The following is a 14,308-nucleotide window of genomic DNA, read 5'->3' on the forward strand; positions in this document are numbered from 1 at the left end:
GACCAGTGTCAGGGCGGTGTCGTGGTCGCGCTCGGCGGCCGGCAGGGCGTAGAGGTCCTCGAGTGCGGCGTGCACCACCGACCCCCGTAGCTGGGCCGCGGACACCGGCTCGGGCAGGCGGTCGATGGCTCGGAAGCGGTACAACAATGGGCACTGTTTGAAATCGCCGGCGCGCGATGGGGACAACGCAGGGCGCCGAACGGTTGCCGGTCCTGTCGTGGTGGCGACGCTCATGTCCGGAAGCCTATGTCGGGACCCCGACAATCAGCGCATGTCGGGACCCCGACAATCAGCGCATGTCGGGACCCCGACAATCAGCGCATGTCGGGACCCCGACAATCAGCGCATGTCGGGACCCCGACAATCCCTGGCGCAATCCGTCGGCGGCCGCTCGGGACGCGTCTGGCAGGCTAGGGCCCCGTGGCAATCACTGGTCCGTTCGTCGTTGGCGATCGCGTGCAACTCACCGACGCCAAGGGGCGGCACTACACGATGGTGCTCACCCCCGGTGCGGAGTTCCACACGCATCGCGGTGCGATCCCGCACGATGGTGTGATCGGTCTGCCCGAGGGCAGCGTCGTGAAGTCCACCAACGGTGACCCGTTCCTGGTGCTGCGCCCACTGTTGATCGACTATGTGCTCTCGATGCCGCGTGGCGCCCAGGTGATCTACCCCAAGGACGCCGCGCAGATCGTCCACGAGGGCGATATCTTCCCCGGTGCCAGGGTGCTGGAGGCGGGCGCCGGATCGGGTGCGCTGACGTGTTCGCTGCTGCGCGCGGTCGGGCCGGCCGGTCAGGTGATCTCCTACGAGGTCCGCGACGACCATGCCGTGCATGCCATCCGCAATGTCGAGACCTTCTTCGGCGAGCGGCCGGCCAACTGGGATCTGCGCATCGCAGACCTCAACGACTACCCGGCCGGTGATGAGAAGGCCGAGTCCGATCGAGAGGTCGACCGGGTGGTGCTGGACATGCTCGCGCCGTGGGAGGTGCTCGATACGGTCGCCGGCGCCCTGGTGGCCGGCGGAGTGCTCATCGTCTACGTCGCCACCGTCACGCAGCTGTCCCGGACGGTCGAGGCGCTGCGCGAACAGCAGTGCTGGACCGAGCCGCGGTCGTGGGAGACCATGCAGCGCGGCTGGAACGTCGTCGGTCTGGCGGTGCGGCCGCAGCACAACATGCGTGGGCACACGGCGTTCCTGATATCGGCGCGCAAGCTTGCCCCGGGAACCATCACCCCGACGCTGCTCAAACGGCGCAAGCAACAGGTCTAGCGCGGCGGCGTCTGTGGTGCCGGGGGAAGCGGGTTCTGTGCCTGCAACTCGAGCAGTTGATCGGCGGTGTCCCTGGTCAACTGCCAGGCGCCGTCGTGCAGGGTGAACTGCATCGGGAAGGTGAACGGTGCGGCGCCGGGAATGGGATTGGCAGGCGCGACCGTGACTGTGGCCACGACATCCCCTGGATCCCCGGGCCCGCCCGCGCCGTCCGCCCAGCTCAGATCGGCCGCCTGAAAGGTCAGCGGAGCCAGGCCGGCATCGACGGTGGCCTTGGCGAAACGATCGAGGGCCGCGGCGTCCTCCGGGGTGGCGAATTGCACCAGCGCCACCTTCTGCGCACCGGGAATCGAAGGGTCGGCCAGCTTTCCCAATACCTCGGTGAGCGCCTCCGGTGCCGGCAGCGCCGCCGCGGGCGGCTGGAATGGCATCGAGGATGTGCTGGTGGGGGCGGGCGCCGGGGACTGCGCGTCGGGCCCGCCGCCGGGCTGGTCGGCGCATCCGGACAGCAAGAGCGCCGCCACCGAGGTGACGGCGCTCAATGCCTGCTTCGTGGTGAGGGGCGCACCCCCGTTGCGGCGCATTGCCCTACGGTCAGCCGGCCGCCGAGAGCAGCGACAGCGCGGACTGCTTGGTGACCTGCCAGCCGGTGGGGCTGGGCCCTGCGATGAACGTGACCGGCTGGGTGGCGGTGCCGCCGGTGGCCGCGGTCGCGGTGACGTTGGCGGTGGCGACGGGACCGTTGACGTCGATGTCGGCGACGTTGAAGGTCAGCGGGAACTTGCCCTCGCGTGCCGCGTTGCTGTACGCCCGGTCGGCCGCGATGGACTCGAATCGACCGACGCCGCCCTGGATGTAGGGCGCCTTACCGGCGAACGATCCGGGGCTCGCCAGCGCCGTGAGGGTTTGCGTCAACGGCGCGGCCAGATCAGGGGCGGGTGCCTGCGGCAGCGGGGTACCCCACACCACAGGAACGATTGCCGGCGCGTTGCTCGCCGTCACCGACGACACGCCCGCAGCTGCGGCGGTAACCAGAGCGGCTGCTGCGGCACTGGTCACTACGCCGGTAACGAGGGTTTTGATGAGCACAGTGGTCCTTTCCAACGGGCCAAGTAATCAGTGAGGTTAACAGCGTTGCTGGTGTGTCGAATTCCTAGACCGCACACAAAGGCTGAATCGCCGGTAGCGTTGAGATTGTTACTGCGCCAACATTCGGTGCGGGAGGGAGCGCAACATGACTGATTCCGAGCGTTCGGGCTTGTCCGCCGAGGATGCCGCCGAACTGGAGAGGTTGCGCCGCGAAGCTGCGGCACTTCGTGAACAGCTCGAGCAGGCGGTGGGAGCGGGCAGCGGCCTGCGCAGCGCCCGTGACATCCAGCAACTCGAGGCGCGCATCGATTCGTTGGCCGCGCGCAACGCGAAACTGATGGACACCCTCAAGGAGGCCCGTCAGCAGCTGCTCGCGCTGCGCGAGGAGGTCGATCGTCTCGGTCAGCCGCCCAGCGGGTACGGGGTGTTGTTGGCCACACACGAGGACGAGACCGTCGATGTCTTCACCTCCGGTCGCAAGATGCGGCTGACGCTGTCGCCCAATATCGAGGTCGCCGGGCTGAAACAGGGCCAGACGGTTCGTTTGAACGAGGCATTGACCGTCGTGGAGGCAGGCACGTTCGAGGCTGTCGGCGAGATCAGCACCCTGCGGGAGATCCTGGACGACGGACACCGCGCCCTGGTCGTCGGCCACGCCGACGAGGAGCGCATCGTGTGGCTGGCCGAACCGCTGATCGCCGCCGAGTTCCTGCCCGAGGGCGTCGAGGTCGACGAGACCGACCTCGACGACGGGCAGCCACGCAAGCTGCGCCCAGGTGACTCGCTGCTGGTCGACACCAAGGCCGGTTACGCCTTCGAACGCATCCCCAAGGCCGAGGTGGAGGATCTGGTCCTTGAGGAGGTGCCCGATGTCAGCTACGGCGATATCGGCGGCCTGACCCGCCAGATCGAGCAGATCCGCGATGCCGTCGAGCTACCGTTCCTGCACAAGGACCTCTACCGCGAGTACGCGTTGCGGCCGCCCAAGGGTGTGTTGCTCTACGGCCCGCCCGGGTGCGGTAAGACGCTGATCGCCAAGGCCGTCGCCAATTCGCTGGCCAAGAAGATGGCCGAACTGCGTGGCGAGGAGTCCCGCGAGGCCAAGAGCTACTTCCTCAACATCAAGGGTCCGGAGCTGCTCAACAAGTTCGTCGGTGAGACCGAGCGGCACATCCGGTTGATCTTCCAGCGGGCCCGCGAGAAGGCCTCCGAGGGAACCCCGGTGATCGTGTTCTTCGACGAGATGGACTCGATCTTCCGGACCCGTGGCACGGGAGTGAGCTCGGACGTGGAGACCACGGTCGTGCCTCAGCTGCTCTCGGAGATCGACGGTGTCGAGGGCCTGGAGAATGTCATCGTGATCGGCGCCTCCAACCGTGAGGACATGATCGACCCGGCCATCCTGCGGCCCGGCCGCCTCGACGTCAAGATCAAGATCGAACGGCCCGATGCCGAAGCGGCACAAGACATCTTCAGCAAGTACCTCACCGAGGATCTGCCGGTCAACTCCGATGATCTCGACGAGTTCGGCGGTGACCGTGCGCTGACCATCAAGTCGATGATCGAGAAGGTCGTCGACCGGATGTACGCCGAGATCGACGACAACCGATTCCTGGAGGTCACCTATGCCAATGGTGACAAGGAAGTCATGTACTTCAAGGACTTCAACTCCGGTGCCATGATCCAGAACGTCGTGGACCGGGCCAAGAAGTACGCGATCAAGTCGGTGCTGGAGACGGGGTCGAAGGGTCTGCGCATCCAGCACCTGCTCGACTCGATCGTCGACGAGTTCGCCGAGAACGAGGATCTGCCCAACACCACGAATCCGGACGACTGGGCCAGGATCTCGGGGAAGAAGGGCGAGCGGATCGTCTATATCCGCACGCTCGTCACGGGCAAGAGTTCGTCGGCCAGCCGGGCCATCGATACCGAGTCGAATTTGGGCCAGTACCTGTAGATCGCGGTTTAGGATCCTGCGGTGCAGTCAACCGGTGAGGACGTATTCGGCAAGCGCTACGGCGAGGTCTTGTTGGTCGAGGCAGCCGAGGATGGGCTGCAGGCGACGGTATACAACACCTTCGGGGCCAACGATTGTCCGGCGCAGCTATGGGATGCCCTGGACGCCACCGCGATCGCGGCCGAGCATGGTGTGCTCGCCGCGCATCTGAACGGTCCGAGGTACTGGCTGATGAGCCGCATCGAGAAGGCGCCCGGTGAGGCCATGCCGCGCGCCACGTTCGGCGGCCTGGACATGCTGCGCCAGGCGACGGTCAGACTGTCGGCGATGAACCCATCGCCCTACGGCGAGAATCGGGTTGATCGGCGGGCGGTGTTCGTCTTCGACGCCGGACGCCGCGTGTATGAACTTCGCGATCCCGACGGTCGCCGATGGATCATGCAGACCTACAGCCAGACCGTCGACAAGGAACTGGAGATGGCCGATCTCACCGGCCTGGCGGCGCGGTTGTCCCTGCCCGCGGGCTGGGGCTACCACTCGTATGTCCCCGATACGCCGGTCGTCGTCGACACCACCGGAGCCGAGGCCATCGTCACCCAGGACGACCTGGCCAACACCTACTCGCTGGTCGACACGATCCCCGCTGCGATCGCACGGAGCTGAGCAAGCACCAGTGCGATCGCCGGCCGCGACTCGGCGCCGGCGCGGGTGACGGCCTCGATCCGCCTGGCCAGCCGCACATCGCCGATCGGCACGCGGACCAGATCGCGTGCCAGCGTGACGTAGCGGGGCAGCAGGGCAATACCGATCCGGGCGGCGACGAGTTCTTCGGCAACGCGAAAGTCATTCACTCGTTGAATGATTCGCGGGCTTGAGCCGGTCAGGGTGGCCATCGACTTGAACGCATCGTCGACCATGAGGCCGCCCGCCACGCCGACCCAGTCCTGGCCGGCGAGTTCGGAGAGCTCGACCCGCGGCCGCGTTGCCAGCGAGTGCGTCGGCCACAGCAGCACATCGAGCGGTTCGCGCAGGAGCACCGTCGAGCTGAACCTCGGTCCCCATGAGCTCGTGTCGCGGTCGTCACGGTGCACGACGACGACGTCGAACTCCGTGAGCTGCTGGGGTGCATGGGCCGCCGGAACGTCGATATCACGGCCGAGTACCTCGACACCGTGCGCGCCGGCGTCGCCGATCAACGGCGCCAACAACATCGCGGCACCGGACGGGAAGAACGAAACCGTCACCTGACCGCGTGGTGTGCTGCGGTAGCTGTCCATGTCCGCGTGTGCCCGCTCCAGCGCTGCCAGCACGTGATCTGCATGGCCGACAAGTACCCGTCCGGCATCGGTGAGCCGGACGCGGCGGCCCGCAGGCTCGAGCAGGGTGACGCCGGCTTCGCGCTGCAACGTCTTCAACTGCTGGGAGACCGCCGATGGTGTCATCGACAGCACGTCGGCGACCGCGGCGACCGTGCCGTGGTCGGCGAGCTCGCGCAGCATCCGCAACCGATGCAAATCCATGTAGTAATGCTACTTCTAGCGTTAAGAATATGTAGCTGGACTGCATGGTCACGAGCAGCCACGCTGTCCCGGTGACTCGATACCGTGTCGACCTCGCTCTGCTGGCCGTGGCGGCAGTCTGGGGTTCCAGTTACCTGGCCATCAAGGAATCCGCCGTTCCCACAGGGGTGTTCGGCTTCCTGGCGGTGCGCTTCACCCTTGCCGCCGCCGTGCTGGCCGTGCTGATGGCCCGGAGGCTGCGACGCATCACGCGCGCCGAGCTCGTTTCGGGCTCGCTGTTCGGGGTGATCCTTACCGTCATCTGCATCACCGAGACCTACGGTGTGACCCAGACATCGGCGTCCAACGCCGGACTCATCATGGCGCTCACCGTGGTCGTGACTCCGCTGCTGGCACGCGGCGGAACCCCCGCGCCGTTCTACGTGCCCGCGGCAATGGTGGTGCTGGGGTGTGCGCTGCTCACCCAGTCCGGCGGCTTCACCAAGCCAGGGGCCGGTGATGCTCTGATCGCGCTGGCTGCGGTGGTGCGCGCACTCCACATCACGGTGATGGCGCGACGTCGGGGCATCGTCGATCCGGCGGCGGTGACCCTGATCCAGCTGTGCACCGTGTCGGTACTGACCGCGGTACCGGCGGTGCTGCTCGGTCAGTCCGGTGCGGTGCTGGACATGTCGCTGCGCCAGTGGGCCCTGACCGGGTATCTCGCCATCGCCTGCACGGTGTTCGCGTTCGGGCTGCAGGTCTGGGCGGTACGGCGCAGCTCACCGGCCCGGGTGGCCCTGATGCTCGGCACCGAGCCCGTATGGGCGGTCCTGCTCGCGGTCTGTCTCGCGGGGGAGTCGCTGACACCGGTCGGATTGCTGGGCGCGGCAATGGTTCTCGTGGGCACCCAATGGGGGCGCGCGGTTCAGTCCCGACCCGCCGCACCCGCGCCTGCGCCGCTACCCGCGGGCCCGGGCATGCGTTCGCCGATGCTCAGCAGAGGTGGACGATGGCGGTCTTGTAGATGAAGGTGGCGTCTTCGTGGTTGACGTTCTCGTTGGTGTTCTCGTAGATGGCATCGAGCGTGACCTGCATGGGCACCCCGTTGGCCAGGTCCTTGCAAACCGAGTATCCGAGATCCAGAGCGACATCCTGGGAGGTGTCCCCGTATCCGTATTCGGTCAAAGCGGTGAAATAGCCTGCCTCGTCGGCATAGGCAGGCGCGGCGAATGCGAGCCCGGCTGCGAACAAACCAGCGACGGCGGGCAGCACGAATTTTGCCATGATGATCTTCCCTTCATCCCGCGTTGCGCAGTGATCGACACTCACAGGACGTTCGCCGGTGATGCGCAGCGTGGGGATTCTATGTCCGAGTCTGACAGTATGCAGTGCAAACTCGGAGACTCAGCTGGCAGACTCCATGTCCAGGTAGGCGTCACGGCCGGCGAGGCTGACGGCAACGTCGGCGACCAGAGGATCGAAGAAGCGCTCGCGGTACAGCGGATCGACACTCGTGCTCACCGTGAAATACAGGCCCGAGAGCACCGCGACGAACAGCGAGGTGTGCACCACCGTCTGCGGAATCGGAATATGAACCCCGAACCAGGTTCCCGCGCAGGGGGGTTCGCCGACCGCGCAGGTCTGCTCACCGGCCCACAGGACCGTCACTTCGTAGGGGACCGCGATGATACCCAACGCAAGGAAGAAGGCGAACAGGCCCGCGGTGAACAACACCACCTGGATCGCCTGCGACACCACCATCACGGCCACCACGTTGACCTGTTCGGCGCATGACAGTGGTGTGCGGGTGGGCTGGTGGCCGGCGGGCGGGGCCAGCGGGGTCCCGGCAAGCAGGCTTGCCGGATCGGTTTGCCCGGCCCGATCCTCGCGCAGTGCCTTGACCTCGTCGCGAATCGTCGTGACCATGAACAACAGGGCGATCAGAGCCAGGAAACCAATTGTCTGCCAGAGGCGTTGCCGGGTCATGCGGGCCGCGAGCTGCCACAGCTCACCGGTGAAGTAGACCACCACGGTGAGCATCAGCAGCGGCAGTGCACGGCTCATCAGATTGCCGAGCGCACCGAGCTGGACCCAGGCGAAGCGAAATGCCCATGAGGCGATCGACCCGAACCCCAGGTAGGTCAACCAGATCGCGATGAGCGAGATGAGCACGAAGAGCGGAACTTCGGCGGCAGCCGCGGCGGTCACGCCGTTGACGGTCACGGGCATGACGATGACGAAGATCGCCATGACAAGCCAGGCGCCCGACCGGCGCACCACCTCGCCGAGCGCGGTGTCGCGGCGATGCAGCACATACAGCGCGAAGGGGGCGGCCAGCAGAACCACGGCGATGACGCCGAGGCGCAGCGCGTATCCGTAGTTCGGGTCCGCACCGGTGATCTCGGCGAGCAGCATGGTCACCGCCGTCAACGCCCCCACCGAACTGATCATCGGGGCGGAGCGCTCGATCAATGCACGCGATCGCACCCGCCGGGTGAGCACCAGCGGCAAACCCCTGTGCAGGAACCACTCGTGCACCTGCTCGTCGCTTGCTCGTGGGCTGGACTCGGACACCGCCATATTGTGCGGTATCGGTGGCCGATTGTTTGGCACAGTGGACGCATGAGACCCGTGCTGACCCGCCCCGGCGAATGGGGGATCTCGGCACGGTCGGCATTCGTCGCGGCGAGCGTGGTGCTCGGTGCGCTGGCCGTCACCGCGGTCGTGGTGTCCTGGGTGCTCTACCAATCGATGCTCACCGGCGTCGACAATGCCGCGGCCGCGCGCGTGGCCCGGGTGGCCGCAGCGGTCGCAACCGGTGGCCCGGCCGCACTGGATGCCGAACTGTTGTCGACCGATACCAGGATCTTGTCCGTCCAGGTGATCGACGGCCAGTCCACCGTGGTGCGTCGGTCGCCGGGCGCACCGGATACCCCGTTGATACCCATCGACCAGATCGGTCCCGGCCCGTTGATCGGTATGCCAGAACATGATTCGGCAGTGGGTCAGATCCGGTTCAGTGCCCAGTCGGTGGTGGGCCCCGATGGGGATCGGTACACCGTCGTGGTCGGTGAGGGCAGCCGTGTGGTCATCTCCACGGTGGCCACCGTGGTCGGTGCGCTCGCGGTGGCCGCGCCGGTGGTGATCGGAGTCTCCGCCGCGGCAACGTATCTGTTGGTGCGGCGGTCGATGCGATCGGTGGACGATATCCGGTCCCGGGTCGCCGAGATCACCACCTCCGATCTCACCGGCCGGGTCCCGGTGCCCGAGGGGCGCGACGAGATCGCGGCGCTGGCGGTGACGATGAACGAGATGCTCGCGCGGGTGGAGGCCGGCCACGCCGCCCAGCAGCGCTTCGTCGGCGATGCCTCCCATGAGTTGCGCAGTCCGCTGGCGACGATCATCTCGGCTCTTGAGGTGGCCCAGGCGCACCCGGAACTGCTCGACAGCGAGCTCACCGAGCACACTCTCATGCCGGAGGCGCAACGCATGCGCTCGCTGATCGACGACCTGCTGCTCCTGGCCCGCGCCGACGAGCGGGGGTGGAATTTGCGTCGCGATGATGTCGATCTCGACGACCTGGCCGCCGACGCGGTGCGGCGGATGCGTCGTGAGATCGACGGGTCGACCGATGCGGGAGCGCGTATCGAGGTGCGGTCCATCATCGAGCCGGTGCGCGTCAGCGGCGATCCGGCCGCGCTGGCCAGGGTGTTGCGTAACCTCATCGACAACGCCGCGCGTCACGCCGTCACGTCGGTCGAGGTCGAACTGCGCACCACCGGTGACACCGCGGTGCTCAGTATCGGCGACGACGGGCCGGGGATCCCGCCTGCGGACCGGCAACGGGTGTTCGATCGTTTCGTGCGACTGGACGAGGGGCGCTCGCGGGATGCCGGCGGTACCGGCCTCGGGCTGGCCATCGTCGCCGAGATCGTCGCGGCGCACCGCGGCCGGGTGAGCATCGAGGACCGCCCCGGTGGCGGTACCCGCGCGGTGGTTCAGTTGCCGTCGGCGGCCAACCGGTAGCCGACGCCGCGGATGGTCTCGATCGTGCTGGTGCCGAACGGGATGTCGATTTTTCGTCGGACATAACCGATGTAGACCTCGACGACATTGTCCGGACCGTCGTAGTGCGCGTCCCAGACGTTGTGCAGGATATCGGCTTTGGTGACGGCGACGTTCTTGTTGCGCATCAGGTACTCCAGTAGGCCGAACTCGCGTGGGGTGAGCGAGAGCGCCTTGTCGCCGCGCTGCACCGTGCGCCGACCCGGGTCGACCGACAGCGTTCCGGCGGTCAGCACAGGCGGCTGGTGGGGTGCGGCACGCCGAACGAGAGCCTTCAACCGGGCGACCAACACGATGAAGGAGAACGGTTTGGTGAGGTAGTCGTCGGCACCGAGGTCGAAGGCGTCGGTCTGGTCGTACTCACCATCCTTGGCGGTCAGCATCAGCACCGGGGTCCAGACCGACTTGGCGCGCATCCGGCGCAGCACCTCGTAGCCGTTGAGGCCGGGCAGCATGATGTCGAGCACCACGACGTCGAAGTCGTTCTCGGTGGCCTGCCACAGACCGTCGACGCCATTGGCGGCCTCGACGACGACGAACCCCTCGGCCCGCAGACCGATGGCCAGGGTGGAACTCAGCCGAGGTTCGTCCTCGACGATCAGCACTCTCATAGACCTCTATGTCTACCGGCTTGGTGGTCGGCCCGGAATGCGCGGGGCGCACCGGTCGAGCGCGAGGTCGGCGCGTCACGCGTGCACCGGCCCCCACGCCCCGCTGTCAACGATGAGCATGACGGTGTGGCCACGCGTGGCGCGCCGACGGTCTGGCGCGTCACTCGACGTCTCGACCAGCTGCTTTCTGCTTTGGCTGCAGTCGACGATAGCCGTCGGCCGCGGCATGGGCGGCGGAATCGAACACACTGCCGGCCGACACGATCTGTGCACGTGAGCGCGGTCACAGCATCGAAACCAAGGTCACGATTCGGTAACGACACCCTCTGGTGTGCGGCGCTGGGGATTGTCAGGCTTTCCCCAGGTTGAGGTGATGTCACGGTCGACGCTTCGTGGGTGGTGGTGGTTGATCGCCGCGCAGCCTTCTGATTACGTTCATCTCACCGAAGATACGAAACTCCACAATGATCGATAACTGCTCGGTGGTGACTTTTACTGAATATGAACGGCACGACCAAAACCCCTGTCCCGCAAGACGAAAACGGTGAGATTCTGGCGCCCGTGCTGCGCCGGCCGCGCGGTAGCGATGCCATCGCAATCCGGCGCCTGGTCGCCGAAACCGATGTGCTGGACCTCAATTCGACATACGCGTATCTCTTGCTCGCCACCGACTTCGCCGATACCTCGGTCGTCGCCGAGATCGACGGTCGGGTGACCGGCGTCATCACCGGATACCCGCCGCCGAACCGGCGCGGGGTGTTGTTCGTGTGGCAGGTTGCTGTCGCTCCGGCCATGCAGGGCAGGGGAATCGCCGCCGCGATGCTCGACCATCTGGTGCACCGCGTCGGGCGAGACGGTGGTGGCCATCCGCTCATGGTGGAAGCCACCGTCACCCCCGACAACGCGCCGTCGCGGGCGTTCTTCGCGGCATTTGCCCGACGCCACGGTGTGCCGATGGCGGAGCGGCCGCATTTCACCGCGGCGCAACTCGACCCCGATCTGACGCACGCCGACGAACCGCTGCTGCGCATCGGACCCATCGTCGTCCCGCCCACCATCTGATCACGCGCTCTGCTCCCGCAAAACCGCCGCGCGCCAGGCCATCTCGACGAAGATATTTCGATAATCCATTGGAGGATAGTTTCTTGCTGCTCGAACCAACCCTGCTCCACGACGCCTCAACGCTGAGCGAGGCCGATCTTCCCGCGGTGTACGCGTCGGTGGAATCCGAGGTCCGCAGCTACTGTCGGGCCTGGCCGACCACCCTGGCCACGGCCCGTGACTCCTGGGTCACCGATACCGAGGGGCGCACCTTCCTCGACATGTTCGCCGGAGCGGGTGCGCTGAACTACGGACACAACAATCCGATCCTCAAGCGCGCCTTGCTGGACTACCTCGCCGCGGACGGGATCGTGCACTCGCTGGATATCGCGACGACCGCCAAGCAGCAGTTCCTGGAGACCTTCGAGCGCTTGATCCTCACCCCGCGCGGACTCGACTACAAGGTGCAGTTCCCCGGTCCCACCGGTGCGAACTCGGTCGAGGCGGCCTTGAAGCTGGCCAGGAAGGTCACCGGTCGCGAGTCGATCATCAGCTTCACCAATGCCTTTCACGGGATGACCCTCGGCGCACTGTCGGTCACCGGCAACTCGATGAAGCGCGCTGGTGCGGGCATCCCGCTGGTGCATGCCACCCCGATGCCCTATGACAACTATTTCGGCGGCGTCACCGAGGACTTCGGCTGGTTCGGGCGCGTGCTCGACGACTCCGGTAGCGGCCTGAACAGGCCCGCCGCCGTGATCGTCGAGACCGTCCAGGGGGAGGGCGGACTCAACGTGGCGCGCGTGGAATGGCTACGCGCCCTTGCCGACCTCTGTCGAGACCGCGACATACTGCTGATCGTCGACGATGTGCAGATGGGGTGCGGTCGCACCGGGGAGTTCTTCTCCTTCGAGGCGGCGGGCATCGTGCCCGATATCGTCACGCTGTCGAAATCCATCAGCGGTTACGGACTGCCCATGGCGCTGACGTTGTTGCGTCGCGACCTGGATGTGTGGGCGCCCGGTGAACACAACGGCACGTTCCGCGGACACAACCCGGCCTTCGTGACCGCCGACAAGGCACTCGAAACATATTGGTCGGATCAAGAATTCGCCACCGAGACGGGCCTCAAGGGCGCGATGATGCGCGACGGGCTCGACCGTATCGCGGCGAATCACGACGGTGTGTCGGCCCGCGGCCGCGGCATGGCGCAGGGGCTGCGCTTCGAGGAGGCCGAGGCGGCCGGACGAGTCTGCCGGGCAGCCTTCGACCGCGGTGCCTTGATCGAGACCAGCGGGCCGTCCGATGAGGTCGTCAAACTGCTTCCGCCGCTGACCATGTCGCGCAGCGATCTGGAATCCGGTCTGCAGATCCTCGCCGAATCGGTCACCGCCGCCCTCTGAGAAGAATCCACCGCACCCGCAACGAGGAGTTGATCACATGATCGTACGCACCACCGCCGAGATCACCGGCACCGAACGCGATGTGGCAGCAGGCGCCTGGCGATCCAAGCGGATCATCCTGGCCGGCGACGGCGTCGGGTTCTCCTTCCACGAGACCGTCATCGAATCGGACTCGGTCAGCGAGTTCCACTATCAGCACCACGTCGAGGCAGTCTGGGTGATCGAGGGCCGCGGCACCCTGACCAACCTGGAGACCGGGGAGGATCACCACCTGGGACCGGGAACGATGTATCTGCTCGACGGGCACGAACGGCATCGCGTCACCTGCGCTGACCGGCTACGGATGCTCTGCGTGTTCAATCCGCCGGTGACCGGCTCCGAGGTCCACGACGCCACCGGCGCCTACCCGGCGCCGCAGGAGTCGGCCCAGCAGGTCGCCCGGCAGGTGTTGAAGGCATGAGTTCCGCTGTCCTGCATACCCTGCACGACCCGTACCCGAGCAGGCTGGACCACGCGATCTCGCCCATCGAACGCCAGGATCCCACCGTCTGGTGTGACCGGACGGGCGCCTCGGGACCGCTGAGCCCGGACGACCTCGATCGCTTCGACGAGCGCGGCTACCTGGTCCGCCCCGACACCGTCGGCGCCGAGACGGTGGCTCCGCTCGGTAGCGAGATCGACCGGCTGGCCGCCGATCTGGCCGATGACGACCGGGTGATCCGAGAACCGGGTGGCGCCATCCGGTCGATCTTCGCGCCCCATCTGCTGAGCCCGTTGATCGCCGAGGTGGTGCGCTCGGACACTGTCCTACCGGTGGCCCAGCAGCTGTTGGGCGGCGATGTCTACATCCATCAGGCCCGGATCAACCTGATGCCGGGGTTCACCGGTTCCGGTTTCTACTGGCATTCCGATTTCGAGACCTGGCATGCCGAGGACGGCATGCCCCGCATGCGCGCGGTGTCCTGCTCGATCGCGCTGACGCCCAACTATCCCTACAACGGCTCGTTGATGGTGATCCCGGGATCGCACCACACCTTCTATCCCAGCGTGGGCGCCACGCCCGACAACCACCACGAGAAATCGTTGGTGGCCCAGCAGTTCGGTGTTCCCGACTCCGACACCCTGACCAAGGCCGTCGACGCACACGGCATCGACCAGTTCACCGGCGCGGCCGGTAACGCGCTCTGGTTCGACTGCAATCTGCTGCACGGTTCGGGGTCCAATATCACCCCGCTGCCGAGGTCGAATGTGTTCCTGGTGTTCAACTCCGTGGAGAACCGGCTCGCGGCGCCGTACGCCGCACGGCGGTGCAGGCCCGAACACCTGGCCGCGCGCACCGCGACCGCTCCCATCCGCCGGTAGACG

Annotated in this window: 16 protein-coding genes; 9 read left to right on the forward strand and 7 right to left on the reverse strand. The window is 66.5% G+C overall.

The features are described from left to right. On the reverse strand, positions 1 to 234 hold a 234-nt coding region (locus tag FBY28_RS00005), incomplete at its 3' end, for a PD-(D/E)XK nuclease family protein (protein WP_174241503.1). 186 nt (positions 235 to 420) lie between these two features. Here FBY28_RS00005 and FBY28_RS00010 point away from each other — a divergent pair. Continuing rightward, positions 421 to 1,275: a tRNA (adenine-N1)-methyltransferase gene (locus FBY28_RS00010; protein ID WP_141863407.1), complete on the forward strand. Its 855-nt coding sequence runs from the start codon at positions 421 to 423 to the stop codon at positions 1,273 to 1,275. Here the strand turns inward: FBY28_RS00010 and lppK are convergent. Both lppK and FBY28_RS00020 read right to left on the reverse strand, forming a co-directional pair. Beyond that, a complete protein-coding gene (lppK, locus tag FBY28_RS00015) occupies positions 1,272 to 1,859 on the reverse strand; it encodes a lipoprotein LppK (protein WP_141863408.1) in 588 nt (195 codons plus the stop codon). The two genes, FBY28_RS00010 and lppK, sit on opposite strands and share 4 nt — an antisense overlap. Positions 1,860 to 1,869: 10 nt before the next feature. Continuing rightward, entirely contained in the window at positions 1,870 to 2,364 is a 495-nt protein-coding gene (locus FBY28_RS00020; protein WP_141863409.1) for an MTB12 family secreted protein, read from the reverse strand. Between the two features lie 145 nt (positions 2,365 to 2,509). Between FBY28_RS00020 and arc the strand changes: the two genes are divergently transcribed. Next, positions 2,510 to 4,321 carry a proteasome ATPase gene (gene arc / locus FBY28_RS00025; protein ID WP_141863410.1) on the forward strand — a complete coding sequence of 604 codons (1,812 nt, stop codon included), beginning with the start codon at positions 2,510 to 2,512 and terminating at the stop codon, positions 4,319 to 4,321. 21 nt (positions 4,322 to 4,342) lie between these two features. Further along, a complete protein-coding gene (locus FBY28_RS00030; RefSeq protein ID WP_141863411.1) occupies positions 4,343 to 4,984 on the forward strand; it encodes a hypothetical protein in 642 nt (213 codons plus the stop codon). Here the strand turns inward: FBY28_RS00030 and FBY28_RS00035 are convergent. After that, positions 4,939 to 5,841, reverse strand: coding sequence for a LysR family transcriptional regulator (locus FBY28_RS00035; RefSeq protein ID WP_141863412.1), 903 nt, complete (start codon positions 5,839 to 5,841; stop codon positions 4,939 to 4,941). The genes FBY28_RS00030 and FBY28_RS00035 overlap by 46 nt on opposite strands. A 71-nt stretch (positions 5,842 to 5,912) precedes the next feature. Between FBY28_RS00035 and FBY28_RS00040 the strand changes: the two genes are divergently transcribed. Next, positions 5,913 to 6,851, forward strand: coding sequence for a DMT family transporter (locus tag FBY28_RS00040; protein WP_141863413.1), 939 nt, complete (start codon positions 5,913 to 5,915; stop codon positions 6,849 to 6,851). Here the strand turns inward: FBY28_RS00040 and FBY28_RS00045 are convergent. Together FBY28_RS00045 and FBY28_RS00050 are read right to left on the reverse strand one after the other, a co-directional pair. Next, positions 6,817 to 7,107 (reverse strand): DUF732 domain-containing protein, encoded by a 291-nt coding sequence (locus FBY28_RS00045; protein WP_019512918.1) that lies wholly within the window; start codon positions 7,105 to 7,107, stop codon positions 6,817 to 6,819. The genes FBY28_RS00040 and FBY28_RS00045 overlap by 35 nt on opposite strands. A gap of 120 nt (positions 7,108 to 7,227) precedes the next feature. Continuing rightward, positions 7,228 to 8,397 carry a hypothetical protein gene (locus tag FBY28_RS00050; protein WP_216847391.1) on the reverse strand — a complete coding sequence of 390 codons (1,170 nt, stop codon included), beginning with the start codon at positions 8,395 to 8,397 and terminating at the stop codon, positions 7,228 to 7,230. A gap of 48 nt (positions 8,398 to 8,445) precedes the next feature. On the opposite strand from FBY28_RS00050, the gene FBY28_RS00055 reads away from it, so the two are divergent. Further along, positions 8,446 to 9,849, forward strand: coding sequence for a sensor histidine kinase (locus tag FBY28_RS00055; RefSeq protein WP_141863415.1), 1,404 nt, complete (start codon positions 8,446 to 8,448; stop codon positions 9,847 to 9,849). Here FBY28_RS00055 and FBY28_RS00060 read toward each other — a convergent pair. Beyond that, on the reverse strand, positions 9,822 to 10,499 hold the full coding sequence (locus tag FBY28_RS00060; RefSeq protein WP_141863416.1) for a response regulator transcription factor: 678 nt from the start codon (positions 10,497 to 10,499) through the stop codon (positions 9,822 to 9,824). The two genes, FBY28_RS00055 and FBY28_RS00060, sit on opposite strands and share 28 nt — an antisense overlap. A gap of 501 nt (positions 10,500 to 11,000) precedes the next feature. Between FBY28_RS00060 and ectA the strand changes: the two genes are divergently transcribed. The 4 genes from ectA to thpD all read left to right on the forward strand — a co-directional run bounded on the left by ectA (position 11,001) and on the right by thpD (position 14,305). Beyond that, on the forward strand, positions 11,001 to 11,561 hold the full coding sequence (gene ectA / locus FBY28_RS00065; protein ID WP_141863417.1) for a diaminobutyrate acetyltransferase: 561 nt from the start codon (positions 11,001 to 11,003) through the stop codon (positions 11,559 to 11,561). Positions 11,562 to 11,647: 86 nt separating this feature from the next. Further along, positions 11,648 to 12,943 (forward strand): diaminobutyrate--2-oxoglutarate transaminase, encoded by a 1,296-nt coding sequence (gene ectB / locus FBY28_RS00070; protein WP_286178481.1) that lies wholly within the window; start codon positions 11,648 to 11,650, stop codon positions 12,941 to 12,943. 37 nt (positions 12,944 to 12,980) lie between these two features. Further along, complete coding sequence (locus tag FBY28_RS00075) at positions 12,981 to 13,403, forward strand: ectoine synthase (RefSeq protein WP_141863418.1); 423 nt, start codon at positions 12,981 to 12,983, stop codon at positions 13,401 to 13,403. Then, the gene (gene thpD, locus FBY28_RS00080; RefSeq protein WP_141863419.1) at positions 13,400 to 14,305 is read left to right on the forward strand and encodes an ectoine hydroxylase; all 906 of its coding nucleotides are present in this window, start codon (positions 13,400 to 13,402) and stop codon (positions 14,303 to 14,305) included. Before FBY28_RS00075 ends, thpD begins: the two co-directional genes overlap by 4 nt. The last annotated feature ends 3 nt before the right edge of the window (positions 14,306 to 14,308 follow it).

The organism is Arthrobacter sp. SLBN-53, from assembly GCF_006715585.1.
GTDB lineage: Bacteria > Actinomycetota > Actinomycetes > Mycobacteriales > Mycobacteriaceae > Mycobacterium > Mycobacterium neoaurum_A.

What these genes read in the sequence shown, in the direction of transcription:
- lppK (WP_141863408.1), bottom strand. Translation starts at nt 1,859, where the DNA reads ATGCGCCGCAACGGGGGTGCGCCCCTCACCACGAAGCAGGCATTGAGC.
- FBY28_RS00055 (WP_141863415.1), top strand. Translation starts at nt 8,446, where the DNA reads ATGAGACCCGTGCTGACCCGCCCCGGCGAATGGGGGATCTCGGCACGG.
- thpD (WP_141863419.1), top strand. Translation starts at nt 13,400, where the DNA reads ATGAGTTCCGCTGTCCTGCATACCCTGCACGACCCGTACCCGAGCAGG.
- ectA (WP_141863417.1), top strand. Translation starts at nt 11,001, where the DNA reads ATGAACGGCACGACCAAAACCCCTGTCCCGCAAGACGAAAACGGTGAG.
- FBY28_RS00035 (WP_141863412.1), bottom strand. Translation starts at nt 5,841, where the DNA reads ATGGATTTGCATCGGTTGCGGATGCTGCGCGAGCTCGCCGACCACGGC.
- arc (WP_141863410.1), top strand. Translation starts at nt 2,510, where the DNA reads ATGACTGATTCCGAGCGTTCGGGCTTGTCCGCCGAGGATGCCGCCGAA.
- FBY28_RS00045 (WP_019512918.1), bottom strand. Translation starts at nt 7,107, where the DNA reads ATGGCAAAATTCGTGCTGCCCGCCGTCGCTGGTTTGTTCGCAGCCGGG.
- FBY28_RS00060 (WP_141863416.1), bottom strand. Translation starts at nt 10,499, where the DNA reads ATGAGAGTGCTGATCGTCGAGGACGAACCTCGGCTGAGTTCCACCCTG.
- FBY28_RS00075 (WP_141863418.1), top strand. Translation starts at nt 12,981, where the DNA reads ATGATCGTACGCACCACCGCCGAGATCACCGGCACCGAACGCGATGTG.